The sequence below is a fragment of the Lacunisphaera limnophila genome, from assembly GCF_001746835.1.
Classification (GTDB): domain Bacteria; phylum Verrucomicrobiota; class Verrucomicrobiia; order Opitutales; family Opitutaceae; genus Lacunisphaera; species Lacunisphaera limnophila.
This window is the reverse complement of sequence record NZ_CP016094.1, coordinates 3,028,351-3,054,106: the sequence shown is the minus strand read 5'-3', so window position 1 is coordinate 3,054,106 and position 25,756 is coordinate 3,028,351. Positions and strand designations below refer to the sequence as shown.

At 66.1% G+C, this 25,756-nt stretch carries 34 protein-coding genes; 14 read left to right on the top strand and 20 right to left on the bottom strand.

Features of this window, described 5'->3' with window-relative positions:
* Window positions 1–9 precede the first annotated feature (9 nt).
* Genes Verru16B_RS12825 through Verru16B_RS12805 form a run of 5 tightly spaced genes read right to left on the bottom strand, consistent with a single transcriptional unit; the run spans window position 10 to window position 2,538 of the window.
* Window positions 10–693 (bottom strand): tetratricopeptide repeat protein, encoded by a 684-nt coding sequence (locus Verru16B_RS12825; protein WP_069962651.1) that lies wholly within the window; start codon window positions 691–693, stop codon window positions 10–12.
* A 13-nt stretch (window positions 694–706) separates the two neighbouring features.
* Window positions 707–1,063 carry a hypothetical protein gene (locus Verru16B_RS12820; RefSeq protein WP_157772405.1) on the bottom strand — a complete coding sequence of 119 codons (357 nt, stop codon included), beginning with the start codon at window positions 1,061–1,063 and terminating at the stop codon, window positions 707–709.
* Window positions 985–1,500 (bottom strand): hypothetical protein, encoded by a 516-nt coding sequence (locus tag Verru16B_RS12815; protein WP_069962649.1) that lies wholly within the window; start codon window positions 1,498–1,500, stop codon window positions 985–987. Before Verru16B_RS12815 ends, Verru16B_RS12820 begins: the two co-directional genes overlap by 79 nt.
* Window positions 1,487–2,260: an ABC transporter ATP-binding protein gene (locus Verru16B_RS12810; RefSeq protein WP_069962648.1), complete on the bottom strand. Its 774-nt coding sequence runs from the start codon at window positions 2,258–2,260 to the stop codon at window positions 1,487–1,489. Before Verru16B_RS12810 ends, Verru16B_RS12815 begins: the two co-directional genes overlap by 14 nt.
* A gap of 2 nt (window positions 2,261–2,262) precedes the next feature.
* On the bottom strand, window positions 2,263–2,538 hold the full coding sequence (locus tag Verru16B_RS12805; protein ID WP_069962647.1) for an acylphosphatase: 276 nt from the start codon (window positions 2,536–2,538) through the stop codon (window positions 2,263–2,265).
* A 121-nt stretch (window positions 2,539–2,659) separates the two neighbouring features.
* Here Verru16B_RS12805 and Verru16B_RS12800 point away from each other — a divergent pair, with 121 nt between their 5' ends.
* Together Verru16B_RS12800 and Verru16B_RS12795 are read left to right on the top strand one after the other, a co-directional pair.
* A complete protein-coding gene (locus Verru16B_RS12800) occupies window positions 2,660–3,403 on the top strand; it encodes an FkbM family methyltransferase (RefSeq protein ID WP_069962646.1) in 744 nt (247 codons plus the stop codon).
* Window positions 3,404–3,547: 144 nt separating this feature from the next.
* Window positions 3,548–4,222 carry a hypothetical protein gene (locus Verru16B_RS12795; protein WP_069962645.1) on the top strand — a complete coding sequence of 225 codons (675 nt, stop codon included), beginning with the start codon at window positions 3,548–3,550 and terminating at the stop codon, window positions 4,220–4,222.
* 95 nt (window positions 4,223–4,317) lie between these two features.
* Here the strand turns inward: Verru16B_RS12795 and uvrB are convergent, their stop codons facing one another.
* Window positions 4,318–6,339, bottom strand: a complete 2,022-nt coding sequence (uvrB, locus tag Verru16B_RS12790; protein ID WP_069962644.1) for an excinuclease ABC subunit UvrB — start codon at window positions 6,337–6,339, stop codon at window positions 4,318–4,320.
* A 204-nt stretch (window positions 6,340–6,543) separates the two neighbouring features.
* Between uvrB and Verru16B_RS12785 the strand changes: the two genes are divergently transcribed.
* Window positions 6,544–7,812: a Glu/Leu/Phe/Val family dehydrogenase gene (locus Verru16B_RS12785; RefSeq protein WP_069962643.1), complete on the top strand. Its 1,269-nt coding sequence runs from the start codon at window positions 6,544–6,546 to the stop codon at window positions 7,810–7,812.
* Between the two features lie 63 nt (window positions 7,813–7,875).
* On the opposite strand, the gene Verru16B_RS12780 is transcribed toward Verru16B_RS12785, so the two are convergent.
* The 7 genes from Verru16B_RS12780 to Verru16B_RS12750 form a co-directional block, all read right to left on the bottom strand.
* Window positions 7,876–9,174: a sodium:proton antiporter gene (locus tag Verru16B_RS12780; protein ID WP_069962642.1), complete on the bottom strand. Its 1,299-nt coding sequence runs from the start codon at window positions 9,172–9,174 to the stop codon at window positions 7,876–7,878.
* Window positions 9,175–9,206: 32 nt separating this feature from the next.
* The gene (locus tag Verru16B_RS12775; protein WP_069962641.1) at window positions 9,207–10,703 is read right to left on the bottom strand and encodes a putative Na+/H+ antiporter; all 1,497 of its coding nucleotides are present in this window, start codon (window positions 10,701–10,703) and stop codon (window positions 9,207–9,209) included.
* Window positions 10,704–10,730: 27 nt separating this feature from the next.
* Window positions 10,731–11,378 carry an HAD-IB family phosphatase gene (locus tag Verru16B_RS12770; protein WP_069962640.1) on the bottom strand — a complete coding sequence of 216 codons (648 nt, stop codon included), beginning with the start codon at window positions 11,376–11,378 and terminating at the stop codon, window positions 10,731–10,733.
* Between the two features lie 386 nt (window positions 11,379–11,764).
* On the bottom strand, window positions 11,765–12,019 hold the full coding sequence (locus tag Verru16B_RS12765) for a type B 50S ribosomal protein L31 (protein ID WP_069962639.1): 255 nt from the start codon (window positions 12,017–12,019) through the stop codon (window positions 11,765–11,767).
* 19 nt (window positions 12,020–12,038) lie between these two features.
* Window positions 12,039–12,164: a type B 50S ribosomal protein L36 gene (gene ykgO / locus Verru16B_RS12760; RefSeq protein ID WP_069962638.1), complete on the bottom strand. Its 126-nt coding sequence runs from the start codon at window positions 12,162–12,164 to the stop codon at window positions 12,039–12,041.
* Window positions 12,165–12,273: 109 nt separating this feature from the next.
* Window positions 12,274–12,837, bottom strand: coding sequence for a YqgE/AlgH family protein (locus Verru16B_RS12755; RefSeq protein ID WP_069962637.1), 564 nt, complete (start codon window positions 12,835–12,837; stop codon window positions 12,274–12,276).
* 16 nt (window positions 12,838–12,853) lie between these two features.
* Window positions 12,854–13,336, bottom strand: coding sequence for a deoxycytidylate deaminase (locus Verru16B_RS12750; protein ID WP_083270332.1), 483 nt, complete (start codon window positions 13,334–13,336; stop codon window positions 12,854–12,856).
* 116 nt (window positions 13,337–13,452) lie between these two features.
* On the opposite strand from Verru16B_RS12750, the gene Verru16B_RS12745 reads away from it, so the two are divergent.
* From Verru16B_RS12745 to Verru16B_RS12730, 4 genes are all read left to right on the top strand, one after another.
* Window positions 13,453–14,205, top strand: a complete 753-nt coding sequence (locus Verru16B_RS12745; RefSeq protein WP_069962636.1) for a Nif3-like dinuclear metal center hexameric protein — start codon at window positions 13,453–13,455, stop codon at window positions 14,203–14,205.
* Between the two features lie 88 nt (window positions 14,206–14,293).
* On the top strand, window positions 14,294–14,728 hold the full coding sequence (locus tag Verru16B_RS12740; protein ID WP_069962635.1) for a type II 3-dehydroquinate dehydratase: 435 nt from the start codon (window positions 14,294–14,296) through the stop codon (window positions 14,726–14,728).
* A gap of 4 nt (window positions 14,729–14,732) precedes the next feature.
* On the top strand, window positions 14,733–15,245 hold the full coding sequence (gene nusG, locus Verru16B_RS12735; RefSeq protein ID WP_069962634.1) for a transcription termination/antitermination protein NusG: 513 nt from the start codon (window positions 14,733–14,735) through the stop codon (window positions 15,243–15,245).
* A 3-nt stretch (window positions 15,246–15,248) separates the two neighbouring features.
* Complete coding sequence (locus tag Verru16B_RS12730; protein ID WP_069962633.1) at window positions 15,249–16,160, top strand: hypothetical protein; 912 nt, start codon at window positions 15,249–15,251, stop codon at window positions 16,158–16,160.
* Between the two features lie 153 nt (window positions 16,161–16,313).
* Here Verru16B_RS12730 and Verru16B_RS12725 read toward each other — a convergent pair whose 3' ends face one another.
* Together Verru16B_RS12725 and pgsA are read right to left on the bottom strand one after the other, a co-directional pair.
* On the bottom strand, window positions 16,314–16,829 hold the full coding sequence (locus tag Verru16B_RS12725) for a phosphatidylglycerophosphatase A family protein (protein WP_069962632.1): 516 nt from the start codon (window positions 16,827–16,829) through the stop codon (window positions 16,314–16,316).
* Window positions 16,830–16,892: 63 nt separating this feature from the next.
* On the bottom strand, window positions 16,893–17,495 hold the full coding sequence (pgsA, locus tag Verru16B_RS12720) for a CDP-diacylglycerol--glycerol-3-phosphate 3-phosphatidyltransferase (protein ID WP_069962631.1): 603 nt from the start codon (window positions 17,493–17,495) through the stop codon (window positions 16,893–16,895).
* A gap of 178 nt (window positions 17,496–17,673) precedes the next feature.
* Here pgsA and coaD point away from each other — a divergent pair, with 178 nt between their 5' ends.
* Entirely contained in the window at window positions 17,674–18,153 is a 480-nt protein-coding gene (coaD, locus tag Verru16B_RS12715; RefSeq protein WP_069962630.1) for a pantetheine-phosphate adenylyltransferase, read from the top strand.
* A gap of 136 nt (window positions 18,154–18,289) precedes the next feature.
* Here the strand turns inward: coaD and Verru16B_RS12710 are convergent, their stop codons facing one another.
* Window positions 18,290–18,769: a TrmH family RNA methyltransferase gene (locus Verru16B_RS12710; protein WP_069963740.1), complete on the bottom strand. Its 480-nt coding sequence runs from the start codon at window positions 18,767–18,769 to the stop codon at window positions 18,290–18,292.
* A gap of 84 nt (window positions 18,770–18,853) precedes the next feature.
* Between Verru16B_RS12710 and Verru16B_RS12705 the strand changes: the two genes are divergently transcribed.
* Entirely contained in the window at window positions 18,854–19,294 is a 441-nt protein-coding gene (locus Verru16B_RS12705; protein WP_069962629.1) for a response regulator, read from the top strand.
* Between the two features lie 124 nt (window positions 19,295–19,418).
* Here Verru16B_RS12705 and thrB read toward each other — a convergent pair whose 3' ends face one another.
* From thrB to Verru16B_RS12690, 3 genes are all read right to left on the bottom strand, one after another.
* On the bottom strand, window positions 19,419–20,357 hold the full coding sequence (gene thrB / locus Verru16B_RS12700; RefSeq protein WP_069962628.1) for a homoserine kinase: 939 nt from the start codon (window positions 20,355–20,357) through the stop codon (window positions 19,419–19,421).
* Window positions 20,354–20,827: an SsrA-binding protein SmpB gene (gene smpB, locus Verru16B_RS12695; protein WP_069962627.1), complete on the bottom strand. Its 474-nt coding sequence runs from the start codon at window positions 20,825–20,827 to the stop codon at window positions 20,354–20,356. The genes thrB and smpB overlap by 4 nt, the downstream gene beginning before the upstream one ends.
* A gap of 152 nt (window positions 20,828–20,979) precedes the next feature.
* Window positions 20,980–21,180: a DNA-directed RNA polymerase subunit omega gene (locus Verru16B_RS12690; RefSeq protein WP_069962626.1), complete on the bottom strand. Its 201-nt coding sequence runs from the start codon at window positions 21,178–21,180 to the stop codon at window positions 20,980–20,982.
* A 166-nt stretch (window positions 21,181–21,346) separates the two neighbouring features.
* Between Verru16B_RS12690 and cutA the strand changes: the two genes are divergently transcribed.
* From cutA to proC, 5 genes are all read left to right on the top strand, one after another.
* A complete protein-coding gene (cutA, locus tag Verru16B_RS12685; protein WP_069962625.1) occupies window positions 21,347–21,685 on the top strand; it encodes a divalent-cation tolerance protein CutA in 339 nt (112 codons plus the stop codon).
* 14 nt (window positions 21,686–21,699) lie between these two features.
* Window positions 21,700–21,858 carry a small basic protein gene (locus Verru16B_RS17925; protein ID WP_083270330.1) on the top strand — a complete coding sequence of 53 codons (159 nt, stop codon included), beginning with the start codon at window positions 21,700–21,702 and terminating at the stop codon, window positions 21,856–21,858.
* Between the two features lie 63 nt (window positions 21,859–21,921).
* Window positions 21,922–22,590, top strand: a complete 669-nt coding sequence (locus Verru16B_RS12680) for a DedA family protein (protein WP_069962624.1) — start codon at window positions 21,922–21,924, stop codon at window positions 22,588–22,590.
* A 99-nt stretch (window positions 22,591–22,689) separates the two neighbouring features.
* Complete coding sequence (locus Verru16B_RS12675) at window positions 22,690–23,805, top strand: ATP-binding response regulator (RefSeq protein ID WP_069962623.1); 1,116 nt, start codon at window positions 22,690–22,692, stop codon at window positions 23,803–23,805.
* 228 nt (window positions 23,806–24,033) lie between these two features.
* A complete protein-coding gene (gene proC, locus Verru16B_RS12670; RefSeq protein WP_069962622.1) occupies window positions 24,034–24,846 on the top strand; it encodes a pyrroline-5-carboxylate reductase in 813 nt (270 codons plus the stop codon).
* A gap of 87 nt (window positions 24,847–24,933) precedes the next feature.
* Here proC and Verru16B_RS12665 read toward each other — a convergent pair whose 3' ends face one another.
* Window positions 24,934–25,647: a LolA-like protein gene (locus Verru16B_RS12665; protein ID WP_069962621.1), complete on the bottom strand. Its 714-nt coding sequence runs from the start codon at window positions 25,645–25,647 to the stop codon at window positions 24,934–24,936.
* Window positions 25,648–25,756: the final 109 nt, after the last annotated feature.

Below are 25,756 nucleotides of genomic sequence, written 5' to 3'. Positions count from 1 at the left end.
AAAGGCTCATCACCCGCCCGTCAGGCGCTCCAGCTCTGCAATCCGCTGCACCACGACTTCCCGCCGGGCCGCCGGGTCGTCCGCCGGCAACCCCGGCAGGATCTGTCGCAGCCAGGCCAGCGCCTCCGCCGGTCGCCCGAGCAGCCGCAACATCTCGGCATGCAGCCGGGCGGCTTGCCAAGGCGCCCCCGGCTGCTCCGCCGCCAGCCGGAACAACCGCGCCGCGCCCTCCCGGTCCCCCAGCACCCGCAGCCGGAGGTCGGCCATCTCGAGGTAAAGCCCGGCCGCGGGTCCGCGCCGCCGCACGCCGGTGTCCAGCCAGGCCAGCGCCGCCTCCGCCTGCTCCCGTTCCACCCGCTGCCGCAGCGCGAGCGGCGCATCCGCCGTCAGGCGCCATGCCGGAAAATCATGCGCGATCATCCGCGCCGCATTGAGCCAGAAATACAGGGGGCGTTCATCGGCCGCCACCGTCCGCTCCAGCCAGACCCGGGTCTCGACCGGATCCTGCCGTTCCCACGCCAGGTTGGCCCGCAGCCAGTAGGCCCCGGCCGCAGCGGACCGCATCCCCCCCAGCACCGCCACCGGGATCCCACCCGCCGCCGCCAGCCGTGGGACGTCACCCGGACCCAGCAATCGCGGCTCCAGTGGCCGCAGCACCCACCCTGCGGCCAGCAGCAGGAGGGGAGGCCACACCTGGTGGCGCCGCTTAAAATTCACGGTGCGAGAAGACATACGCCGCGAGTCCGCCAAAGAGCATCAGGTACGCCAGCCAGTAACCCGCCAGCGCCAACAGGCCCGGCAGACCAAAGCCCGTCCCCGCGAGCAAGGGCGCGGGATCGAACAGCCCGAGATTCGGCCAGACCCGCAACCAGGCCAGCCAACCCTCGGCCGCCGTGAAGGGTCGCAGGTGCGCCGCCACCGCGAGCATCAGGCCGGCCACACTCGCAAACAGCGCGGAGCCCGCGTAACTGCACACGAGCAGCGTCATGGCGGCCACGAGCGAGATCTTGAGCCACACCAGCGCGCCCGCCTGCAGGAGCAACGGCAGCGGCAGGGAAGCCACCCCGAGTTGGGCCCCCGCCCAAGGAGGATGCCGGCCAGGACCAGCGTCAGGCCGGCGGTGTACAGCGCCAACAGCGCCAACACGCCCGCCAGCTGGCCGGCGAGGTATTCCCCGCGCCGCACCGCGCGCGTCAGCAGGCACGCGGCCACCCCGCCCTCGATCCCGCGGAAATACAGGTGAGCCATGCCCAGCGCCGCGAGCAGCGTGCCGAACAGGCTGATCACCCCGAGGCCGAAATCCGCGATGAAGGTCAGTTCCGCCGCCCCAAAATTGAAGTCCTGCAGACCCAGCGCCAACAACACCAGCGCCGCCCCCGCCCCGCCGAAGAGCACTGTCAGACGCAACCGCAGCGCCTCGGCCAGGGTCTGCTGCGCCACGAGCCGCCCGCGCCGCAGCGCCGCCCCCGCGGGGAAGGGATCGGTTTCAGACGTCGGCATGGATTTTCTCCAGATAGAGTTCCTCCAGCCGCGACGCCCCCGCCACCGGCCGGGTCTGCGCGCCCAGCAGCTCGGCCGTGGGGCCGCTCACCAACAGCCGGCCCCGCCCGAGCAACGCCAGCCGGTCACACACCTCCTCGGCCTGCGCGAGCAGATGCGAGGTCAGTACCACGGCACACCCCTGCCCCGCCAGGTCACGGATCAGGCGCACCAACGCCAGCCGGCCCTCGGGGTCGAGCCCGCTGGTCGGTTCGTCGAGCAGCACGACCCGCGGCTCGTGCAACACCGCCTGGGCCAGCCCGAGCCGCTGCGCCATGCCTTTGGAGTACGTGGCGATCCGCCGGCCGGCCGCCGGTCCCAGCGCGGTCCAGGCCAGCACCGTCTTGATCCGGGCCTCGGCCCGCGCGGGTGGCAGTGAACTGAGGCCGGCACAATACTGCAGAAATTCCTCGCCCGTTTGATGCGGGGCGAACCGGACCGCCTCTGGCAGGTAGCCCACCAGGGCCCGTGCCCCGGTGCTGCCGGCCTCCGCCCCCATGATCCGGCACCGGCCGGTGGTCGGGACCAACAGGCCCGCCAGGGCCTTCAGCGTCGTCGTCTTGCCCGAACCGTTGGGCCCCAGCAAGCCGAGGATCTGCCCCGGCGCGAGTTTGAGCGTCAGGCCCTCGACCGCCATCACCCGCTCGCCCGGCCCGCGGCCGGCCGCATGCCTTTTCGAGAAGCCGTCCAATTCCACCGCCCAGTGGTCGCCAATCAGCATGGTCAGCGCATGGCAAAACCGACGAATTCCGGCGGGCGGGTGCCGCTGGTCTGCTCAACCTTGCGGACGTGGCCCTCCATCCTTTCCTGCACCGCCGCGATGAAATCCTTCACCTCCTGCGCCCGGCCCTCGGCCTCGAGTTGCACCCGGCCATCCGCCAGGTTGCCCACCCAGCCGGAAACATCGAATTCCTTGGCCACCTGCAGGGTCTGGTAGCGAAAGCCCACGCCCTGCACCCGGCCGCTGAAATAAACCGTCGCATGATAAACCCCGGACATGGCGCCAGCAAAGCCCCGGGCCCCAGCGTGACAATCCTTTCCGTCGCAGGGTGACCGGACAGAGACCAGCCTGCGGGCGCTTGACCGCACCGTGGTCGTACCGGAGCCTGTAGACCCTCGCATGACCCACGCCGTTGCTGCCCTCACTTTCCGCCAAAAGGTCAAGACTTTGCCTGTTCTGGGCGGGGCGCTGGAGGGATTGTGGCGGGGTCTCACGGGCCGGACCTCACTGGAGTTTGAGCTCCGCCGCAGCCGCAAGCTGCCGCCTGATGCGACGATCGTGAAGATCGGCTCCAACGATGGTTTCCAAGATGACCCCACGGCGGCCCTGCTAATCAGCCGCCCGCTGATGCGCTGTGTCTTCGTCGAACCGGTGCCCCACCTGCTTGACGGTGCCCGTAGGTGCTGGGGCAACTCTCCGCGCTTCACGTACCTGGCCGCGGCAGTAAACGATGGGTCTCCCGCCACGTTCTATTACGTTGATCCCGCGGCTAAATCGCTCTTCCCGGATCTGACCGTTGAACCCGACCTGTTGGGGTCACTGGACAGGAATCATATCCTCAAGCACCCCGATTGCGCCCGGCTTGAACCTTACATCCGCGCATTGCCGCTCCGAGGCCTGACCTTGGAGGGGGTCTTCGCCCAAGGTGGCGTGAGTCACCTGGATGTTTTGCATATCGACGCGGAAGGGTGGGATTGGAAAATCCTTCGCCAGCTGGATCTGTCGATCCGGCAGCCGACTTTCATCATCATGGAATACATCCATCTCGACCCCACGGAGCAGCGGGAGGCTCGCGCCCGATTTGATGACACGTATGAGTGGCGGGTACGGGGCACCGACTGGGTGTGGGAGAAAATCGCCTAGCCATGCAGCTTCAGGATGTTGCGAAGGCAACCTCCTGCGCACACCAGTCGCCCGCGTGCGCCGGCCGGCCGGACCGGAATTTTATTTGCCAGCCGGCATGGTCTAAGCACTCTTTGCCCCGACGCCGCAAGGCGCCTTCCTTACATGATCAATCCTGAATCCGACGGGCTGTTCGATAACGACTGGGACGATTGCGGAGAACTTTCCTGGAGCGAGGCTGACTGGCAGAAATACCTCGCCAACCAAGAGACCGCCGTCCGCGACTACATCAAGCATTACGACCAGTTGCCCGTCTCGATGGACCGGATTGACGAAGCGGCCCGCCGCATGGGCTGGGAGCTCGCCGAGCCTCCCGAGGCCCTCGACGAGGAGGTCGACTTGGATGAGGTGGGTGAGATTTTCGACGGCGAATGGGACCCCTATACCCTCCACCGCAACCCGGTCTATATTTCCACCCGCGCCCTCTACCTGAGCCTGCTGGCGCACTGGGAGCGTGTCGCCACCCAGCCTGATCGTGTCTCCCCCGCCCTTGGCATCACCCTGCAGTCCCTCCTCTACCGTGGTCACGAACAGGCGCTCCAGGCCGTACAAGCCCTCGAAATGGGCGACTACACCCTCGCCGTCGTCCTCTTCAAGAAGGCCCTTCGTGAACTCAATCTCACGCTGGCCCGCCTGAACGAGCCCGACGCCTCCGCCACCCCGCATGCGCTCCGCTTTAAGGAATACGCCACACCGCGCCTCTTCGACCTCCGCGAGATCTGGCTCCGCGTCATGAACGAGTGCCGCCAAAACCACGGCGGCAAGATCCAGCCGGAGTAAAACCCGGGATAATCGGATCCCTGTAGGGCGCACCTTGCGTGCGCCCATTTTTTTATTCTGGAGCCACGGCGACCCCGCCGTGATTTCGCTCCTCCCTACTTCCCCTTCTTTTTGCCTTTCCGCCCGTACCCGGCCTGCTTCTTCCCGGTCGACTTGTAGTCCCCTGACTTCAACGCGTTGATCTGGTCGCGCAGCAGGGCGGCGCGTTCGAACTCCAGCTTGTTCGCGGCCACCTGCATGTCGTCCTCCAGCTCCGCAATCACCGCCGCCACGTCGTCCGCCGACTCCGCCACCGCCTCCGTGTTCAGGTCGGTGCCCGTGCCGTCATAAGTGTGCAGGCTGGCCTGCACCCCGCGCTTCACGCTGCGGGGTGTGATGCCGTGCTCCTGGTTGTAGGCGAGCTGCTTGGCGCGACGCCGCGTGACCTCCTCCATCGTCCGCTGGATCGAGTCCGTGATCTTGTCCGCGTAGAAAATAACCCGCCCCTTCTCGTGCCGGGCCGCCCGTCCCGCCGTCTGCATCAGGCTCGTGGCGCTGCGCAGGAAGCCCTCCTTGTCCGCATCCAGCACCGCCACCAGCGCCACCTCGGGCAGATCCAGCCCTTCGCGCAGCAGGTTGATGCCGATCAGCACATCGAAGTTGCCCTTGCGCAGATTGCGCAGGATCTCGACCCGCTCGAGGGCGTCGATGTCGGAATGCAGGTATTCCACCCGGACCTTGGCGTCGCGCATGTAGGAGGTCAGATCCTCGGACAAGCGTTTGGTGAGCGTGGTCACCAGCACACGTTCTCCTTGCTCGACCGCGAGGCGCACCTCGCCGATCAGGTCCTCCACCTGGCCCTTGGTGGGCCGGATCGTGATCTCCGGGTCCAGCAGGCCCGTCGGCCGGATCACCTGCTCGGCGATCACCGTGGACAACCCCAGCTCAAAGGGCGCCGGCGTCGCCGACACGTAGACGGTCTGACCCGTGATCTGCTGAAATTCGGCGAAGCTCTGCGGCCGGTTGTCCAGCGCCGAGGGCAGGCGGAAACCGAAATTCACCAGCGTCGACTTGCGCGCGAGGTCGCCGTTGAACATGCCGCCGATCTGCGGGATCGACACATGGCTCTCGTCCACGAGCGTCAGGAAATCCTTCGGGAAAAAGTCCACGAGGCAGAACGGCCGGTCGCCCCGCTGCCGCCCGGTCAGATGCAGGGAGTAGTTCTCGATGCCGCTGCAAAAGCCCATCTCCTGCAGCATCTCGAGGTCGTAGGTCGTGCGCATCCGCACGCGCTGCGCCTCGAGGTACTGCTGCTTCTGCTCGAAGAAGGCTACGCGCTCCTCCAGCTCGGCCTTGATCCGGCCGAGGGCGACGTCCAGCTTGCCGCGCGAGGTCACATACTGGTTCGCCGGGTAGAGGTCGAATTGGTCGATCTTGCGCAGCACCGCGCCGCTCACCGGCTCGAACTCGGTCAGCGCCTCGATCTCGTCGCCGAAAAACTCCACCCGCAGCCCGTGCTCCAGGTAGGCCGGCATCACGTCCACCGTGTCGCCACGCACCCGAAAGGCGCCGCGCTTCAGGTCATAGTCGTTCCGCTCGTACAGATTGTCCACCAGCCGCTCGAGGAACTTGTTGCGGTTCAGCGTGGCGCCCCGCTGCAGGCCGATGCGCATCGCGAAAAATTCCTCGGGCGAACCCAGCCCGTAGATGCACGAGACGCTGGCCACCACGATCACGTCCCGCCGGCTCACCAGCGAGCTGGTCGTGGCAATGCGCAGGCGCTCGATCTCCTCGTTGATGGACGAGTCCTTCTCAATGAAGGTGTCGCTCGAAGGCACGTAGGCCTCGGGCTGGTAGTAGTCGTAGTAGCTGACGAAGTACTCGACCGCGTTCTCCGGGAAGAAGGCCTTGAACTCCGAGTAGAGCTGCGCCGCGAGCGTCTTGTTGTGCGAGATGATCAGCGCCGGCTGGTCCAGCTGCGCGATCACGTTCGCCATGGTGAAGGTCTTGCCCGAGCCCGTGACGCCCAGCAGCGTCTGGTGCCGGTTGCCCGCCCGCAACGACTCCACCAGCGCCTGGATCGCCTGCGGCTGGTCCCCGGTGGGCTGGTAGTCGGAATGAAGTTTGAACAAGGGCATGATCCGGCGGTTGGCTGATCTCTTGAAAGGGACTTACGGGACGACGGACAATAACATAGCACGCTGACAACCCTGTGTCAGCAGCCGCCCCCGGTCATTTCCCGCCGCCGGCGGTCCCACCGGACCGGAATGGAAGCCAATTGCTAAACCCGTGCCGCCTGCCATGCTGCGGCCAACAAAAAACCGGGCCCCGGCCCCTACCCCATGGCACTCAACAACACGATCTACCAGTCGCCTGTCTTCCAACAGGCCTGCACCCAATTTGACCTCGCGGCCGACATCCTCGGCCTCGACGCGGGCCTCCGCGAACGCACCAAGCGCCCCCGCCGCTGCGTCGTCGTCTCCATGCCCGTCCGGATGGACGACGGCCGCATCGAGATCTTCGAGGGCTACCGCGTCCAGCACAACCTCTCCACCGGCCCCGCCAAGGGCGGCATCCGCTTCCACCATGACGTCTCGCTCGGCGAGGTCGCCGCCCTCGCCATGTGGATGAGCTGGAAATGCTCCCTCGCCGGCCTGCCCTACGGCGGCGCCAAGGGCGGGGTCGTCGTCGACCCGCGCCTGCTCTCGGCCAACGAGCTCGAGCGCCTCTCCCGCCGCTACATGCAGGAAATCCTGCCCTTCATCGGGCCCAACGTCGACATCCCTGCGCCGGATGTCGGCACCAACGAGCAGGTCATGGGCTGGATGGTCGACACCTATTCCAACCACAAGGGCCACTTCGACCCCGGCGTGATCACCGGCAAACCCATCGCCCTCGGCGGCTCCCTCGGCCGCCGCGAGGCCACCGGCGAGGGCGTGGCCTGGTTCGTCAAGTCCTACCTCCAGGACCTCGGCATCGAGCCGGAGAACACCACCGTCGCCATCCAGGGCTTCGGCAACGTCGGCAGCGAGGCCGGCCACGCGCTCTACCACTGGGGCGCGGAGATCATCGCGATCTCCGACTACACCGGCGGCGTCCACAACCCCAAGGGCCTCGACCTCAAGGCCGCCCAGGCCTGGATCGCCGAGCACAAGACCCTCCAGGGCTTCCCCGGCGGCGAGCCTATCACCAACGAGCAGCTCCTCGAGCTACCCTGCACCGTGCTGATCCCCGCCGCCCTCGAGCGCGTCATCACCGACCAGAACGCCGCGAAGCTGAAATGCCGCATCCTCGCCGAGGGCGCCAATGGCCCCGTGACCAACAAGGCCGACGCCATCCTCGCCGAGCGCGCCGACATCGAGGTCATCCCCGACGTCCTTTGCAACTCGGGCGGCGTCATCGTCTCCTACTTCGAATGGCTCCAGAACCAGCAGAACTACTACTGGTCGAAAAACGAGGTCTTCGACAAACTCTACCGCATGCTCGCCAAGGCGAAGGCCTCCGTCGAGGAGACGAAGAAAAAGTACGGCTGCAGCCGCCGCACCGCCGCCCTCGTTCTCGGCATCAGCCGCGTCGCCGAAGCCAAGGCAAAACGCGGGCTGTTCCCCTGACCCCCGTGGGCCAGCGAGCTCGCTCGCGCTCCTGGCTTGCGCCGCGCTCTGCCTGCGTCCGCGTCAGCGCACAAACAGCCAGCCCACCAGTGCCAGGATCGGCAGCAGCACGGGCAGGCTGTACTTGAACACGTACCCGAAGAAGGTCGGGACCTTCACGTTCGCGCTCTCGGCGATGCTCTTGACCATGAAATTCGGGCCGTTGCCGATGTAGGTCATGGCCCCGAAGAACACCGCGCCCAGGCTCACCGCGACCACAAAGCGCGGGGCCTCCACCAGCAAGGCGGCCACGCCGGCCCCCGGAGCCACCAGGCTCGCCTCGGCCAGCTTGAGGAAGTTCAGGTAGGTCGGGGCGTTGTCGAGCACGGCGGACAGCGCGCCCGTCGAGAAAAAATACTGGAGCGGATGCGCGAAGCCAAATTCCCGGCCGTGCTGCCCGAGATAGTCCAGCGCGGGCATCATCGTCAGGAAGATGCCGATGAAGAGCCACGCCACCTCCTTGATCGGGCCGAAGCTGAACTCGTTCTTCCCGTGCACCCCCGCCGCCGTCAACCGGTACGAGGCCACCGCGGCGGCGATCATCACTCCCTCGCGCAGGAACGGCACGGACGGCAGGAACACGGCACCCACGATCACCAGCAAAAAGAGCACGTTCACGCCGCCCTCAAACCGCCAGGTGTCCGCCGCTTCCGCCCGGGCCCGGAGTGCCGGGTCCAGCCGGATGAAATTACGCCGGTCGATCAGGTAAAACACCCCGAGCAACAGGCCCAGACAACCCAGCCAGGGCAGCATCGCATGCTCCACCAGCCAGAAAAATGGCACCCCGCGCAGGTAACCAAGGAACAGCGGCGGATCCCCAATCGGCGTCAACGCGCCGCCGCAGTTGGCGATGATGAAGATGAAAAAGACGATGTGGTACGCCGTGATCCGCGGCTGGTTCATCCGGATCCAAGGCCGGATCAGCAGCATCGAGGCCCCAGTGGTCCCGATGAGGTTGGTCGCCAGCGCCCCCACGGTCAGGAACACCACGTTCTCCACCGGCGAGGCCGACCCCCGCACCTTCAGGTGGATGCCCCCGGCCACGACGAACAGCGAACCGATCAGGCAGATGAATGAGAAATACTCCTGCACCGTATGCAGGATCGTGGTCCCGCCCGCCGGCACCTGTAGCAGGTAATAGGCGCCGACCACCAGGCCCAGGCCCAGCGCGACAAACGGGTAATAATGCTCCCAGAAGTGCTTCACGCGGGCCGGGCTCAGCGGCATCACCGCGATGAGCAACAACAGCAGGCCAAAGGGAATGATCAGGGCCGGCGGGATCTCCGTCGGACTCCCAGACGCGACCGGCAGCATAATGGACATGGGCGGGAGCATGCAGGAGCCATGCCGGCCGCTCAAAGCACCATAAAGGAGAATGCCACGATAGCAGTCGGCACCATGGCGCCCAACAGCAGGCCGAATGGCGACACGCCGCCCGGGAAATACCGCTGCAGGATGGACTGGCCGGCGGGATTCGGGGCATTGGCGATCACCGTCAGGCCGCCGCCCGTCACGGCCCCGGCCACGACCGCATACTTCAACTCCTCGCTGAAGCCCGGCACCAGGGTCGCCAGGTAGGTGATAAGGGCATTGTCATTGAAGGCCGTGAGAATCGTCGCCCCGGCGAACAGCGGGACCTCCCCCAGGCTGCCCAGCACCGGCTCAATCCACCACCCTTGCAGGCCGCCGTGGATCACCAGACCCCCGAGGAAAAAGCCAACCAGCATGGGGCCGCGCAACTCCACCTTGCTCTGGTGGTGCGCCGTCGCCTGGGCAAAGGCCAGGAAGAACAGGAAGCCACCCACGAACAACACCGGATGATGGGCCGCCCAGACCGTGAAGCCCAGGAACAGCAGGTGCACGCCCGTGACCCAGGCCGGGACGGGCTCCTCCACCCGCTCGCCGGACCGGTCCGCCGGTTTCAGCGCGAGCAGCTCCTTCCGGAAGATGAGGAAATACACCACGTTCGAGATCACGATGCCGCTGACCGCGTGCCAGCCGAAATTCGTGATCATGTACGTGAAGTCCCAGCCCCACGCCGCCGCGACCATCAGCACGGGGGGCGCCGCGAAGTGCGTGAGCGTGCCGCCGATGGAAATATTCACGAAGAGCAGGCCCAGGGTCGCATACATCAGCTTCACCGACGGCTTCAGGTCGTAGAACTGCTTGCCGAGCAGCAGGGCGGAGATCGTCATCGCCGCCGGCTCCGTGATGAACGAACCGAGCAGGGGGGCGACCGTCAGGATCGAAAACCACCAGGCCACCGGCCGGCCGCGGCCCAGCGAGGCCACCAGCCGCAGGCTCTGCTCCGCCAGCCGCATGACCGGCCGGGTCGACGCCAGCGCCATGATCACGACCACAAACATCGGCTCCGTGAAATTGACCGTCTCCGCCAGGTAAAACACCGCCGTGTCCATGCCTTTCATGGCGATGATCGCCCCGCCCAGCACGAGTACCCAAATGCCAAACACCGCCTCCACCTCCCCGAAGAAATGCAGGATCTGCCCGAGGAAACTCACCTCGTCGGGCTGGCCGTCGCCGTCGATGTCCTGCGGCCGGTTGCGCCGTTTGAGCATCGCGTGGTGGCGCTCCTCGACCACATGCGCCCAGTGCCGGATCTTGGCCGTGGCAAAGGTATGCAGCACGGCCAGCACGAAGATCACCGTCGCCACGACGTTGAAGGGCTCGGCCGCGGCCCGGGCCCGGATCACCTCCAGCACGCCCATCCCCTCGGGCTCGGCGTAGCTGGCGAGGTCGCGGGGAAACGGCTCGGCCGGCGCAGCGGTGGCCGCGAACCCGAAAACTGGCGTCAGGAGCAGGATGCTGATCAGCAGGGAGGTGCGTGGCTTCATGGGTGCAGGGGCCTCGGCCCGGGTTGGTTAGGCGAGCAGCGTGGTGAGCTCGGCCAGGGACTTGATGTAGGCGTGCGCCCCGGCCTTCACCTTGGCGCGCTCCGCATAGCGACCAAATCCCACGAACAGGTCAACCTCATCACGCGTCTCCAGGTCGCTCACCCCGTCCCCCACGGCGACAGCGCGGACCGGGCGGAACTCAGCCTTCAGGGCGCGGACGATCTCGGGCTTCCCCCCCTTGCGCGTGGCGGGATGTCCGGCGTCAAAACCGGTGTAGTTCCCCGCCGCATCAAATTCCAGCCGCACGGCCTCGATCCGCGTGATGCCCAACAGCCGGGCCAGCGGCTCGATGACCTGCGTGTAGCCCGCACTGACGATCACCGGGGTCCAGCCCGCGGCCCGCAGCGCGGCGAGGGTCGCCACCGCGGTCGGCTCGATATCCTTGATGTAAAGCTGCCCGATCGCCTCGGCCTCGGCCCGGCCGGGACGGATGATCTCGAGCCGGCGGGCGAACACCGATTCCAACGGGATCTTCCCGTCCATCGCGTCATTGGTCATCGCCGCGACCTCCGCCAACACGGCGGGCCCGCGCAGCCGAGCCAACTCATCCACGCCCTCAATGGCGCTGAGCGTAGAATCGCAGTCGAGACAGAGGAGTTTGCAGGGTTGGGCCACGGCACACACGGAACACACCGCTGCGCCGGAGGAAAGGCTTTTTAGCCCGGGATGACTCGGATACCCACCGAGGAGCCGGACCACCGGAACCTGTCATCCTGAGCGAAGTGAAGGATCCGAGTGGTTCGGCGGTGGGCGGTGAGCTTGCTCACGCCCCAAGCAACCCGTGACGTTCGTGGCGCCAACCCGACCCGTTCCCGGGTCATCCGGCAGAAAGGGGGAGCCTGCGCTCCGCGCGGGCTTGATCCAGTGCGACGCCCGGTCTTGCCCCACGCCATCATCCGCCTTCGCCCTCCGGGCTATGGCGCGATTGTTTTCCGGCCGGGCCGGAAAACAAAAAAGCCCTCCGCAACGGGAGGGCTTCGGGGGACAAGTCGGCCGGCGCCTTACTTGACCTTGGTGGCGCGCTTGAACTTCGTGGTGAACTTCTCGACGCGGCCGGCCGTGTCCACGAGGCGCTTCTCGCCGGTGTAGGCGGGATGCGAATCCATGGTCACGTCGCGCACGACGACGAAGTAGTCCTGGCCGTCGATCTTCTCGGTCCGGGCGGACTTCATCGTCGACTTGGTCAGGAATTTCTTGCCGGTTCCGATGTCGAGGAAACAGACGTTGTTGAGAGCGGGATGGCCTTCGGTCTTCACGGTAAAAGGGGGAGGTTAATCAGCCTTGGCGCGCCTTGTAACGCGGCTCGACCTTGTTGATGACGTAAATCTTACCCTTGCGACGGACAACCTGGCAGGCCGGGTGACGTAGCTTGGCGGATTTGATGGAGGAAACAACTTTCATAAAGGAACAGAAGAAGGGGGGCCCGCGAAGCCGTGTCAAAGGAAAATATTTTTTCCCTCGCAAGTGGCTCCCGCCCGCAGTCGCGGTCACGCCTAACCCGCTGATGCCCCTAATTTACGGACGGGTCATCCGGTGCGTCGGCCATCAGCTTGAGATCCGGGTCCAGATGGCTGATCAGCCCCCGCCACAGCGGCACCCCGTCATGCTTCAACAACCAGTCGCCCTCCACCGGGGTCGTGACCCAAGTATCGTGCTGCAATTCGTTTTCCAACTGGCCTTTGCTCCAACCGGCATAACCGATGAAGGCCCGCATGGTGAGTCCCGGCCGGCCGATCAATTCGTGCGCCTGCTCCACCTCGATGCCAAAGGTCAGCTGAAAGGCCTGGTCGGCCACGATCCATTGCCAGCTCACGAGAATCAGGCTCTGCGGATCCACCGGTCCCCCGGCATACAGCGGTACCCCGGCCAGCGGACTGTGGGCGAACTCCGCGTTCACCTCGCCCAGCTGCTTGCCCATCGGCCGGTTCAGCACCACGCCCATGGCCCCGGCTTCGTCATGCCCGGAGAGCAGCACGACCGTACGCCGGAAATTCGGGTCCTCCAGCCCCGGATGCGCGAGCAGCATCTGCCCCGCGAGGCTCTGGGTTTTCCCGGCATGGCGGCGTTCCTTCATCGCGATCCGCAGCCCGTCACAGCTTGATGACCTTCACGCCGGCCTCCCGCAGGATCGGCTGGACCAGCGGGTCGTTGTGGTAGTCGTCGTGGTACTTGATCTCGGCGATGCCGGAGGCCGCGAGGATCTTGGCGCAATTGATGCACGGGTAATGGGTCACGTACGCCGTGCACCCGTCGACGCTCGAGCCGCGCCGGGCGGCGTCGGCGATGGCGTTCTGCTCGGCGTGAACCGTCGCCTGCTCATGCCCGTCCCGCATGCGCGAAGCGTGCGGCGTGCCCGGCAGCCAGCCGTTGTAGCCGGCCGCGATCAGGCGGTTCTTGCGCTGGCCCGACGAGACAATCACGCAGCCGACGTTCAGCCGTTCGCAGTTGGAACGCGAGGCGATCAGCTTGGCCGTGGCCATGAAATACTCGTCCCAACTCGGCCGGTGCGGGAAGGACTCGGTGGCCTGGGCGATGAGGTCGATGGGGCTGGGGGGCGAAGCTTTCTTGGCCATGATCAGACCCAAGTTGGCCGCCGCCCCCTCACTGGCAACCCTTCTTCACCGCCCCGCTTCCGCCCCGCCCCAACAGCCCGCTTGCACGCACCGGCGCCCTCCCCCAGCCTGCCGCCATGGCTTCGCTCTCCCAACTGGTCGAATACTGCGACAAACGCACCCGGCGTCCTTCGTTCAAGGACTTCCCCGGCGCGCACAACGGCCTGCAGGTCGCCAACGACGGCCGGGTCACCCGCATCGGCGCCGCCGTCGACGCCGGCCTCGTGCCCTTCGAGCAGGCCGTCGCGCGTGGCGTGGATTTTCTCATCGTCCACCACGGCCTCTTCTGGGGCGGCGTCCAGCCCCTCACCGGGGGTGTCTATGGCCGGTACTCCGCCCTGGTCCGCGGCAACTGCGCGGTCTACTCCAGCCACCTGCCCCTCGATGCCCACGAGGATCTCGGCAACAACGTGCTCATGGCCCGCCAGCTCGGTCTGAAGCCCCGCCGCCAGTTCCTCCCCCACGAGAACGAGCTCATCGGCTGGATCGCCCCCAACCGGTTCAAGCGCGCCCAGCTCTGCGCCCGGCTCGAGGAACTCTACCCGCGCGTCGTCTCCATCGAGTGCGGCTCCCCCACCCCGAAGCTCGTCGCCTTCTGCAGCGGCTCCGGCAACGGCGCCGTGCCCCACCTCGTCGCCGCCGGGGTCGACACGCTCATCACCGGCGAGCTCCGCGAGGAGTGGTTCAACTACGCCCAGGAACACAAACTCAACCTCATCTGCTGCGGCCACTACGCCACCGAGACCCATGGCGTGAAGGCCCTCGCCGCCGAGCTCGCCAAAAAATTCCGCCTCCCCTGGGAATTCATCGAGACCGACAACCCGCTTTGATTTCACCCGCGGACAACCCAGGCAACCCAGTCTTGCCTCCGCCCCCTTTTTCTCTCTTCCCTCCGTTTCCTCCTGTGCGCGCGTCCTCATGAAAAAATTCGCCATTCTCCACGGCCCCAACCTCAACCGCCTCGGCCGCCGCGAGCCGGCGGTCTACGGCACGGCCACCCTCAAGGACCTGGAGAAACTCATCCGCACCGAGGCCCGGGTGCTCGGCGTCGGCGTCACCTTCTTCCAGTCCAACCACGAGGGCGCCCTCATCGACCGCATCCACGCCCTGGCGGACGCCGGCATCAACGGTTACCTCGTCAACTTCGGCGCCTACTCCCATACCAGCATCGCCCTCCACGACGCCCTGAAGAGCGTCGCCCCGCTCCCGGCCATCGAGGTGCATATTTCGGACATCAAGAAACGCGAAAAATTCCGCCGCCACTCGATGACCGCGGCCGCCTGTGTCGGCATGGTCAGCGGCCAGGGCTTCCCCGGTTACCTCGAGGCCCTGCGGCGGCTGGCGGCGCTCTGAGGCCATGGGACAGTATCTGCCCGACTTCGCCGAACCGCGCTGGTTCGTCTGCCACACCAAGCCCCGCTGCGAAAAGAAATTTGACGACGCCATGGGCCGGGAGGGTTTCGCCCACTACCTGCCGTTGATCAAGAGCGTGCGGCGCTACGGCACGCAGAAAAAGACCTTCACCAAGCCCCTCTTTGCCGGCTACGTCTTCACCCGCATCGAACCGGAGCGGAAGGCCCGCATCTACCAGCAGGACCTGCTCGTCCGCGCCATGCTGGTCGAGAACGAGGCCAGCTTTCTCCGCCAGCTGGAGGATGTGAAGCTCATCTGCGCCTCCGGCCTCGAGGCCGCCGTCCACCCGCTCATGCGGAAGGGCACCCACGTCAAGGTCGTCGGCGGCCCGCTCCACGGCCTGGAGGGCTACGTCGACGACCCGGCGAACCCGCAGGGAATCGTCGTGTCAGTGGACGTGCTCCAGCAAGGCCTGCTGGTGCGCCTCCCACTCGAAAGCCTCCAACTTCTGCCCTGATCCATGCGTCGCCTTCTGCTCCTCCCCCTCCTGCTGGCCGGGCTGTCCGCCCCGGCCCAACCGGTCCCCGCGGGCAACATCACATCTCCGCAGGAAAATCCGCCCCTCACCACCCGCATCCGCGGGCTGTTTGACTTCGACCTCCCCACCATCGATCCACCCGGCACGATCAAGCTGACCCTGCACCCGCACGTCGGCGACCTGTTCCGTCGCGACACCATGCGGCTCGACACCGGCTTCCGCTGGGCCATCAACGACCGCCTGGAGATCAGCCCCGAAGCCGCCGCGTATTTCACCCACGGCTTCCGCGGCAACGGCGGCTACGGCATCGCGGAAGTGCGGCTCGGCGCCAAATACATCCTGCCCGAGTGGCCCCGCTCCAACTTCGAGACCAGCCTCTTCGTGAACATCGAGACGCCCGTCGGCAATCCGCCGGTCGACCTGACCGACGGCCTGAACCACTTCGCCCCTGGTTTCCTGATCCAGCACCATTCCTCGCACAACCCGCGCCTCACCACCTTCTCCGGCGCCGGTTTCGATCTCATCACCGCAAGCGACATCATCGGCACCCCCGCCCTCAACCAGCCCCGGGATCACGCGCTGAACTTCACCGCCGGCGCGATCTACGACCTCGGCTGGATCAAGTGGACCCTCACCACCACCTACGCCACCACCGCCGTCATCGGTGACACCACCGACCACTTCCTTCACGTCCGGCCCGGCTTTCTCTGGTACGTGCCCCGGAAATACACCTTGAATTCCAAGACCCAGTGGATCCTGGGCCTGGGCGCCCGCGCCTCCTGGGGCCCTGACGGCTCCCAGTTCAGCACCAACAGCCGCGTCCGCGCCGAGGTCACCTTCCGCCAGTTCATGGACAACGTGCGCAGCCGCCGCACCGCGCCCGACACGAAGTGAAGCCCGCGGGACTTCACTCTTAGGGCCGACCTCAGGGCGGGCTGTTCGACCATCGGCGTAGAATAACCTGCCCGAATGCGGGAGGGCTTTACGCCCCGACGTTGCCCCCGCCCTCATCTCTTGCCGCGCCTTAGCCCACCGGGCGACGGCGGGTCACCACCACGTCGCCAGCCACGCGACCCCATGCAGCGCCCCGCACGCCGCCAGCGCGGCCACAAAATCATCCGCCACGATTCCCCACCCACCCGGCCAGCGTTGCAGCCGGGAGATGCCGAAGGGTTTTAAAATATCGAACAACCGGAACAGGCCGAACCCCACCCCCAGCACCACCCACACCGGCCAGGCCGCCGGATACCCGCTCTGCCAACCGAGAAAAACCAGGGGCATGACGATGAACTCATCCAGGTTCACCTCGCCCGGATCCTTTTTGTTCATGCGCTTGGCCGCCTCGCCCGTGATGCCGACCGCGAGATAGCTCAACGCGACCGTGATCAGCAGCGTCGGCACCCACCCGATCCGCCCGAAAAACACCAAGGTATAAAACACCCCCGCCAGCGACCCCCAGGTCCCGGGCGCCGGCAACCGCGCCCCCAGCGGTCCGAGCGTGGCGAGCCCCACGACCAGCCCGGTCGGCAACACCCGCGGCCACGTCGGTTCAGTCAGTTTCATGACAAAAGAATTTTAACCTGCCTTGGATTCATCCGGCACGATCCGTGTCATCCGCGGCGAAATTCAGTCCAGCACCACGTGCCCGTGCCGGCGGAAATACGAATAGCCCGAGGTGATGGTCAGCACGGCCGACAACACGAACAGGCCGATGCCCGTCCAGTGGATCACCTGCACGATCAGCCCCTCGCTTCCCCGGAACAGCTCGCCGAAATCCCGCTGGAACATCCGCGCACCCATCAGCCAGCCGATGGCGTTGAGCTGGATGAAGGTCTTCACCTTGCCCCCCTGGTCGGCCTCGATCGTGATGCCTTTCACCGCCGCCGCCATCCGCATGCCCGACACCGCAAACTCGCGGCCGAGGATGAAGAGCAACAGCACCATCGCCGCCACCTCGTGGCCCATGAAATACCCGCCGACGACGAGCGCGATCATCAGGCCGATCACCATCACCTTGTCGATGATCGCATCCATGAACCGCCCGAACGACGACACCTCGCCCCGCGCCCGCGCCACCATGCCGTCAAACCAGTCGGTCAGCGCCGCCGCGATGAAGAGCCAGAACGCGATTGTCGCCGCCCACTGGAATTCACGGTTCATCAGCCACACGATGATGAACATCGATGGCACGCGGGAAACGGTCAGCCAGTTGGCCACGGTGAAACGCATGCCCGAGTCGAGCGCGCCCCGGCAACCTTGGCAATCCTACGATTTCCCGCCCCCATGCAGCGGCGGTCTATGACCGCCGAAGCTTCGCGCCACCGAACCGCCGCCCGCCCGCCCTCCGGATTTCACACAAAACGTCCTCGCCATTCCGGACCACCCGGCAATCCTGACCGAGGTTCGTATGAGACACTGCATCTACCCCGGTACCTTCGATCCGATCACCAACGGCCACCTCGACGTGCTGGAACGCGCCGCCAAGCTCTTCGACCGCGTCACCGTCGCCGTCGCCTTGCGCTCGGCCAAGAACCCCCTCTTTCCCGCCGAGCAGCGCGTCACGCTCATCCGCGACAACCTCGGCCACCTCCCCCACGTCACCGTCGTGAGCTTCGACGGCCTGCTCGTCGACTTCGCCCGCCAGCAGAAGGCCGACGCCATCATCCGCGGCCTCCGCGCCCTCTCCGACTTTGAGTTCGAGTTCAACATGGCCCTCATGAACCGCCACCTCGAGCCCAAGGTGGAAGCCATCTTCGTCATGCCCAACGAGGCCTACAGCTACACCAGCTCCACCCTCGTGAAGCAGATCGCCCACCTCGGTGGCGATGTGACCAATTTCGTCCCCGTCAACGTCGCCGCCGCCCTCCGCGCCGTGGCCGTGAAGTAACTCGGGGCCGTCGCGCTGATCCCGTGGGCGGTGAGCTTGCTCACGCCACATCCGGCTACCGTCTGGTGCCAGCCCCGTGACTGGCTCGGGGCCCTGAGCATGTCGAATGGGCGATCTGGCGGCCCACCTGGCGATTTCAATCGGACTTCCCTGCCGCCGGCATCCCCACCTGCCGCAGCGCCTCATACGTCGCGATCCCGGCCGCCGTCGACAGGTTGAGCGAACGGAGCTCCCCATTAGCATGCGGGATCTTCACCCGTTGCGCATCCGCCAGCTCCGCATGCAGCCAGTCCGGCGCCCCGGCCTCCTCGTTGCCAAAAACCAGCCCGTCCCCGTCGGCATACCGCACGTCCCAGAACCCCCGGGTCGCATGGGTCGTAAAGAGCCACAACCGCGCCGGCGCCGCCGGACTGGCCTTGAACGCCGCCCAGTCGGCATGGTGGTGCACATCCAGCGAAAACCAGTAGTCCATGCCCGCCCGCTTCAGGTTCTTGTCCGTCACCTCAAACCCCAGCGGGTGGATCAGATGCAGCCGCGACCGCGTCACCGCGCACATCCGGCCGATGTTGCCGGTGTTCTGGGGAATCTGCGGCTGAAACAGGACCACATGCAGCATCTCGCCATGCATGCCTTAATCCGCTGGACGGCAAGCAGTTTTCCCTGCAAACAAGTGCGCTGCCCGGGCCACGGCAAACCGCGTATGTCATCATCCCCCGCCAAGAATGGAGACAAAATTGTCGTGCTCGTGGACGACGAATTTTCCTACATCGACCTGTTGCAGCAGTTGCTCAGCGAGCACCTCGCCTGCCCGGTCCATGGTTTCACCAAGCCCGCCGACGCGCTCCGCGCGATGCCCAAACTCAATGTCGGCATCATCATCACCGATTACCAGATGCCCGACATGAACGGCCTCGAATTCGTGGCCGCCGTGCAGAAGATCAACCCCACCATCCCGGCGGTCATGATCACGGCCTACAACATGTCGTTCACCCCGCGCGAGCTTGCCGCCGTGCCGTCGCTGAAATGCGTCGTCCGCAAACCCTTCAAATGGACCGCCCTCGCCGAGGAGGTCGTGAAATACTGGCCCGACGCCAACCCGCCGAAGGTCATCAGCTCGACGAATCCCTTCAAGCACGCCTGAGCCAGGTTGATTGTAGGGCGGGGTCGCCGACGGAGGCTTGGCGGAGAGGGCGCCGCAACCCCGCCTCGAACGTGATATCATACTCGAACGAAGGCGGGATTCGGAGATCCCGCCCTACATCCCCTCACCCCCGCTTGACGATCTTCAACCCGTCGTTGTCCGCATACAGCGCATGCACCGTGGCCGTCAGCTTGTGCGCGGTAAACGCCGCCGCCATCGCCCGGCCCACCTTCGCCGCATCCTTCGGCCGCGCGACGCACAGCACACTTGAGCCGCTGCCACTCAGCCAGCCGGTCAGCGCCCCGGCGGCGACGCCGGCCTCGATCGCGGGCTTGGCCCCGGGGATCAGCGGCAACCGGTAGGGTTCGTGCAGGAAATCCTTCACCGCGTGCCGCAGGCGGTCGTATTCGCCCGTGAGGAAGGCCGCCACGACGTACGTTGCGCTGTTCACGCTCTTCACCGCATCGAAGTACGGCAGCTCCTTCGGCAAAATGCCGCGCGCCTTCTTCGTCTCCAGCTCCTGGTTGGGCGAGGCCACCACGAAGCACAGTTCCTTCCCGATGGGCTTGCGCAGCACGCCGAGCAGTTCGCCCGTGCTCGCGTCGCACCGCGCCACACAAAAGCCCCCGATCACCGCCGGCGTGGCGTTGTCGGGATGGCCCTCGAGCTGGGTTACCAATGAACAAAGGTCGTCCTTGCTCAGCTTCGCACCGGTAAGTTCGTTCAACCCGGCCACCACGCCCGCGCGCAGCGTGACGCTCGAGCCCAGGCCACGGGACATCGGGACCTCGCCGCGGATGGCGAGGGTGTAGCCGATCTCCTCGACCCCGGCCCGCACGAAGAACAGGCCGGCGGCCTCGTCGGCCATGTCCAGGCCGTGCGTGTCGCTGGCCGCGCCCGGACGGGAGCCGCGCCAGTCGCCGCGGGTCAGCGTGATCTCGTTGTAGATGCTGAGGGCCATGCCCAGCGAGTCGAAGCCCGCGCCGCAATTGGATGTGCTGCCGGGCACGCGGACGGTGACTTCGGCGGGGAGACGGCGGGAGCGGAGGACGGGGAGCTTCATCGGCGGGAGTGGAGGGCGCGGCGGGCTTCGAGGTTCTGTTCGCGTTTTTTCAAGTCTTCGCGCTTGTCGAACTGCTTCTTGCCGGTGGCGGTGGCAATCTCAACTTTCACGAGCGCTTCCTTGAAATACATGCGCAGCGCCACGATCTGGCGGCCCGCGGTCTCGACTTCCTGCAGCAGCTTGCGGATCTCTGGCTGGCGCAGGAGCAGCTTGCGCGGCCGCCGGGGCGAGTGCTGCGACAGCCCGCCGTGCGAATACTCCTCGATGTACGCGTTGTAGAGCCAGACCTCCCCCTTCTCAATCCGGGCGAAGGCGTCCGTGATCTGCGCCTTGCCCGCGCGGATCGACTTCACCTCCGTACCCGTCAGCTTCACCCCCGCCTCGAACTTGTCGTGCACGAAATAGTCCCGCAGCGCCTTGGCATTGCGCATCTCGGTATAACGGGTGGGATCGTGCTTCTGGGCGGCCATGAGACGGGATCAACATGCGCCGTCGGCGCATGTCGGCAAACAAAGAAGCGAGGCCGGAGCCTCGCTGGGTGGAGCGCGTTGCCCTCAACGCGCTTAGGCGTTGCTGGGCGAAGGCGGGTGCCCTCAACGCGCTAGGAAGGCGACACGCCGGCTCAGGCCGTGTGCAGCTCGTAGCTGATCTTGCCCTCGGCGACCTCGCGCAGCGCGATGTCCTCGGGGCTCAGCTTCTCGAGCGATTCCACGAGGGGACGGCTGCCGCGGCGAAGCTGCTTCACGCGGCGCGAAACCACGTTGATCAGGATGTTCGGGTCGTTGATGACTTTCTGGGCCTCGCGGATGTATTCGTCTCTCATGGATGCGGAAAAAGGAAGGGAAACACCTAGGTTTGGCCCCGGGAGCGTCAAGGGCTAAGTTGTTGCCGGGCTGGATCGCTCATCCTGCCGCAGCCGCCTGGGGCTATCCCCGCCCCCGGCCGGATTTTGGCTTTGCGGAAAACGCAGGGCTGGTGAAGCTTCCACCATGTTCGTCGCCTGGACCACCACCGAACACCGCGCCGACGCCGACCGCCTGGCCCGGGGCGCCGTCGAGGCCCGGCTGGCCGCCTGCGCCCAAGTCGAGGGCCCGGTCACTTCCCACTACCACTGGGAGGGTAAAATGACCCAAACCGAGGAATTTCGGGTCTGTTTCAAGTATTTGCCGGGCAACGCCTCCTCCCTCAGCGCCTGGATCCACCGCCACCACCCCTACGCCGTTCCCGAGTGGATTGAGGTCAGCGCCGAAAACGTGGGCGAAAAATACTTGTCATGGGCTATCGCGAACTCTACTTCCCTACCCTTCCAGCAGACAAAATCACCTTAAACCAGCATCCCTTTATGTCCCAGCATCCCAGTCTCAAGGCCCCCGGCGGCGGCGTGGTCGTCAAACGTAACGTCCTCAAGCGCTTCGAGCGCGTCGCCCTGCTCAAGAAGCGCGGCCAGTGGAAGGAGGGCGATCGCGTCCAGGGTCTCCGCAAGACCAAGGCCGACGTCTAAGCGGTCTTCCAACTCACCCTTTGGGGCAGGCTCGCTCGCGACCTGCCCTTTTTGTTGCCCGCCATGTTCGACCTCGCGAAGAAGCTGTTCGACTTCATCCTCCACATCGACCGCCACCTGGCGGAGATCATCGCCGCGTACGGCGCGTGGACCTACGGCATCCTCTTCCTGATCATCTTCGCGGAGACCGGCCTCGTCGTGATGCCGCTCCTGCCCGGCGACTCCCTGCTCTTCGCCGCCGGCGCCTTCTGCGCCAAGCCCGAGACCGGCCTCAACGTCCACGCCATGGCCGCGCTGCTCTTCGTGGCCGCCTTCCTCGGGGACACGCTCAACTACTGGGTCGGCAAGAAAATCGGCCCCGCCGTCTTCAAGCGCGAGGACTCGATCTGGCTCCGCAAAAAGCATCTCGAGCGCGCCCACGAATTCTTCGAGAAATACGGCGGCCGCGCCGTCATCCTCGCCCGCTTCGTCCCCATCGTCCGCACCTTCGTGCCGTTCATCGCCGGCGTCGGCGCGATGACCTACCCCCGCTTCCTCGCCTACAACCTCATCGGCGGTTTCATCTGGATCTACTTCTTCACCTACGCCGGCTTCTTCTTCGGCAACCAGCCTTTCGTCCAAAAGAACTTCAAGCTGGTCATCCTCGCCATCATCATTCTGTCCGTCGTGCCCATCGTCGTGGAATTCTTCCGCGAATGGCGCAAAGCCCGCTCCGCCCGCCCGGCGGCCTGATCCGCCGGCCCCCAGTCCCCGTGGGGGTTTTCTCCCAACCCACGGCGCAACTGGTTCTTGCCTGTCTTCGGCAAAGGTCTTTCATGGCCGGTACACACCATGGCCACCCCGAAGATTCTGGTCGTCGATGACCAACCCATCAACGTCCAGTTGCTGAAGCGCAAGTTGGAGCGCGAGGGAATGAATGTGGCCACCGCCTACTCCGGTCAGGAAGCCCTGAACCTCGTCGCCGCCGACAAGCCCGATCTCATCCTCCTCGATGTCATGATGCCCGAGATGGACGGCATCGAGGTCTGCACCCGCCTCCAGGCCGACGACGAGACCAAGTCCATCCCCGTCATCTTCATCACCGCCCGCACCTCCAAGGAGGGCAAGATCGAGGGCCTCGGGGTCGGCGCCGTCGACTACATCACCAAGCCCATCGACCTCGACGAGACCCTCGCCCGCGTCCAGACCCAGCTCCGCTTCGTCGCCATCAACCGCGAGCTCATCGACCTCCAGCGCCGCCTCGGCGACTCCCGCCGCACCGCCACCATCGGCGCCGTCACCCAGGGCATCGCCCACAATCTCAACAACCTCCTCGGCGTCGTCATCGGCTACGTCGACCTCATCAAGGCCTACCACGACAAGCCCGAGCTGGTGAAAAAGAATTCCCAGCACCTCGAGGACGCGGTCAACCGCATCGTCGGCATCATCAAGCAGCTCACCGGCCTCGTGGTGAAGAACCGCCCGCCTCTCATCCGCGCCAGCCTCGTCCGCATGGTCGACAGCGGCATCCGCCGCTTCCAGATCGAGCACAAGATCGACCGCCCCGTCACCGTCGAGAACGGCGCCGGCGAGATCCTCATCGACACCAACGTCGAGGTGTTCGAGGAGATCCTCTCCAAGGCCCTCATCAACGCCTGGGAAAGCTACGGCGACGCCCCCGACGAGGACCGCCTCATCAACGTCCGCACCGAGATCATCGACAAACCCGAGGAGGGCCGCTTCGCCCTCATCAAGGTCGAGGACAAGGGCCGCGGCATCGATCCCGAGATCCGCGAGCACGCCTTCGAGCCTTTCACCAGCACCAAGCACACGGTCGGCGTGGGCATGGGCCTCACCATCGCCCGCCACTCGATGCGCAACCTCGGCGGCGAGGTCACCCTCACCGACCGCCCCGGCGGCGGCGCGATCTGCATCATCCGCCACCCCCTCGAGCGCCGGAACAAGTAACCGGCGCAACGCGCCGGTGGTTGTCCGTATTCGGTTGCTGGCTGTCGAATGGAGCTGCGGCGAACTCGCCGCGGGCCTCCTTATCGCCCCGCGATGCACTCTTGCCCTTCCCCCCGGCCATTCCCACTTTCCCTCCCGTCCCCGCGCCGTAAATTTCAAATCTCAGATTTCTAATTTCAGCCCCTCCGCCCTCTGTCATCCGTCCTCTATCCTCAGTCCCCCGCCCCCATGCCCTCCCCCCGCATCGCCTTCCTCGGCGCCGGTAACCTCGCATCCGCCATCGTCCGCGGCCTGCTGGACGAGAAGGTCTGCGCGCCCGCCGACCTGGTCTGCACCAGCAAGGGCGGCGAAACCGCCCGGAAGCTCGCCGCCGACACCGGCATCGGCCATGAGGCCGACCTCGCCCGCCTGCTCGCCGGGGCCGACACCGTCATCGTCGCCTTCAAGCCCCAATCCCTCGCCGCCGCCGACCCGCGCCTCGCCGAGCTCACCCGCGGCAAACTCGTGCTCTCCGTCCTCGCCGGCAAAAAACTCGCCACCCTCGCCCGCACCTTCCCGCACGCCCGCGCCCTCGTGCGCACGATGCCCAACACCCCCGCCGCCATCGGCGCCGCCTTCACCCCCTACTGCTCCCTCGCGCCCCTGGCCGAGGCCGACCGCGCCCTCGTTGAGCGCCTGCTCAACGCCCTCGGCCAGTTCGCCGCCCTCGACGAATCCTATTTCGATGCCCTGACGGCCGTCGGCGGCAGCGGCCCGGCCTTCCTCTTTGAATTTGTCGCCGGTCTCCGCGACGCCGCCGTCGCCGCCGGCCTGCCCCCCGACGTCGCCTACCGCGCCGCCCTCGAGACGACCCTCGGCGCCGCCCGGCTCCTCGCCCGCAGCGGCCAGCCCCCCGAGACGCTCCGCGACAAGGTGACCTCGCCCAACGGCACCACCTATGCCGGCCTCCAGGTCCTCGCCCAGCGCGACTTCCGCGCCACCCTCCGCGACACCATCGCCGCCGCCACCGCCCGCGCCGCCGAGCTGTCGAAGGATTCCTAGTTCACGCAAAGCCGCCAAGCCGCCAAGGAGCCCACTCCTCTCTTCTTCGCGTCTTAGCGCCTTTGCGTGAGACCCTGCCTTGGTGCCTTACGGCGCCGCAAACGTCCCCACCGGCACCTCGACGTTCGCCTTCATCTCGTCGATCACCATCACGTAGACCAGCCGCCCATTGGACGTCGTCTCGATGCGGTGCGGCTGCAACACGCCGGCCACCGGACGGAAGTCCTTGAAGAAAGTCTCGATCGTCACGCGGCCCTGCTGGTTGGCCCGGTACACCGTGCGCTTCACCACCTCGTGGTTTTCGGTGTCCACCCACAGGAAGAAGATGTCGTCGCTGGGGCTCATCATCAGGAGCTTGTAGGCCCGGCGCCCCTCGATCGTGTCCTCACCCGCGTAGTCCACGGAATACTTTTTGGCCGCGTAGTTCACGAGCGGGCCGTCGAAGTCCGCATTGGCGATGTAATCCTTCGCATCGGGCGCCGGCATGGCCTGGATCGCGCCGCCCTTGTGCTCCGAGTGACTGATCCACGGCGGGCTCTCCCCATCGTAACCCTGGATCACCCGGCGCACCGGCGAAAAGCTGTCCACCCGCAACCGGTTCGGCCGCTCCGCCGTGAGCGTGAACGGCACCATCTCCCCGCTGATGAAGGTCCGCCCCTCCGCCCGCAGCGACTTCACCGCCGCGAGCTTGTCGCCCGCCCGCTCCGCATGCTTCTGCGCAATCTCCGCGCCTAGCTGCGCCTGTCCGCTGACCGCCAGCGAGAGCAAGGTGAGCCCGAGGATGCATTTTCGAATGAGCATTCCCCGCCACAATGGGACCGGAGTCGCCCGTGGCAAGTAACAGGTATAAAGGTGGAACCTGACCTCCGGGCAGGTTGGCTCGACCTCCCGCCCCCGTGTCACCTGCCCA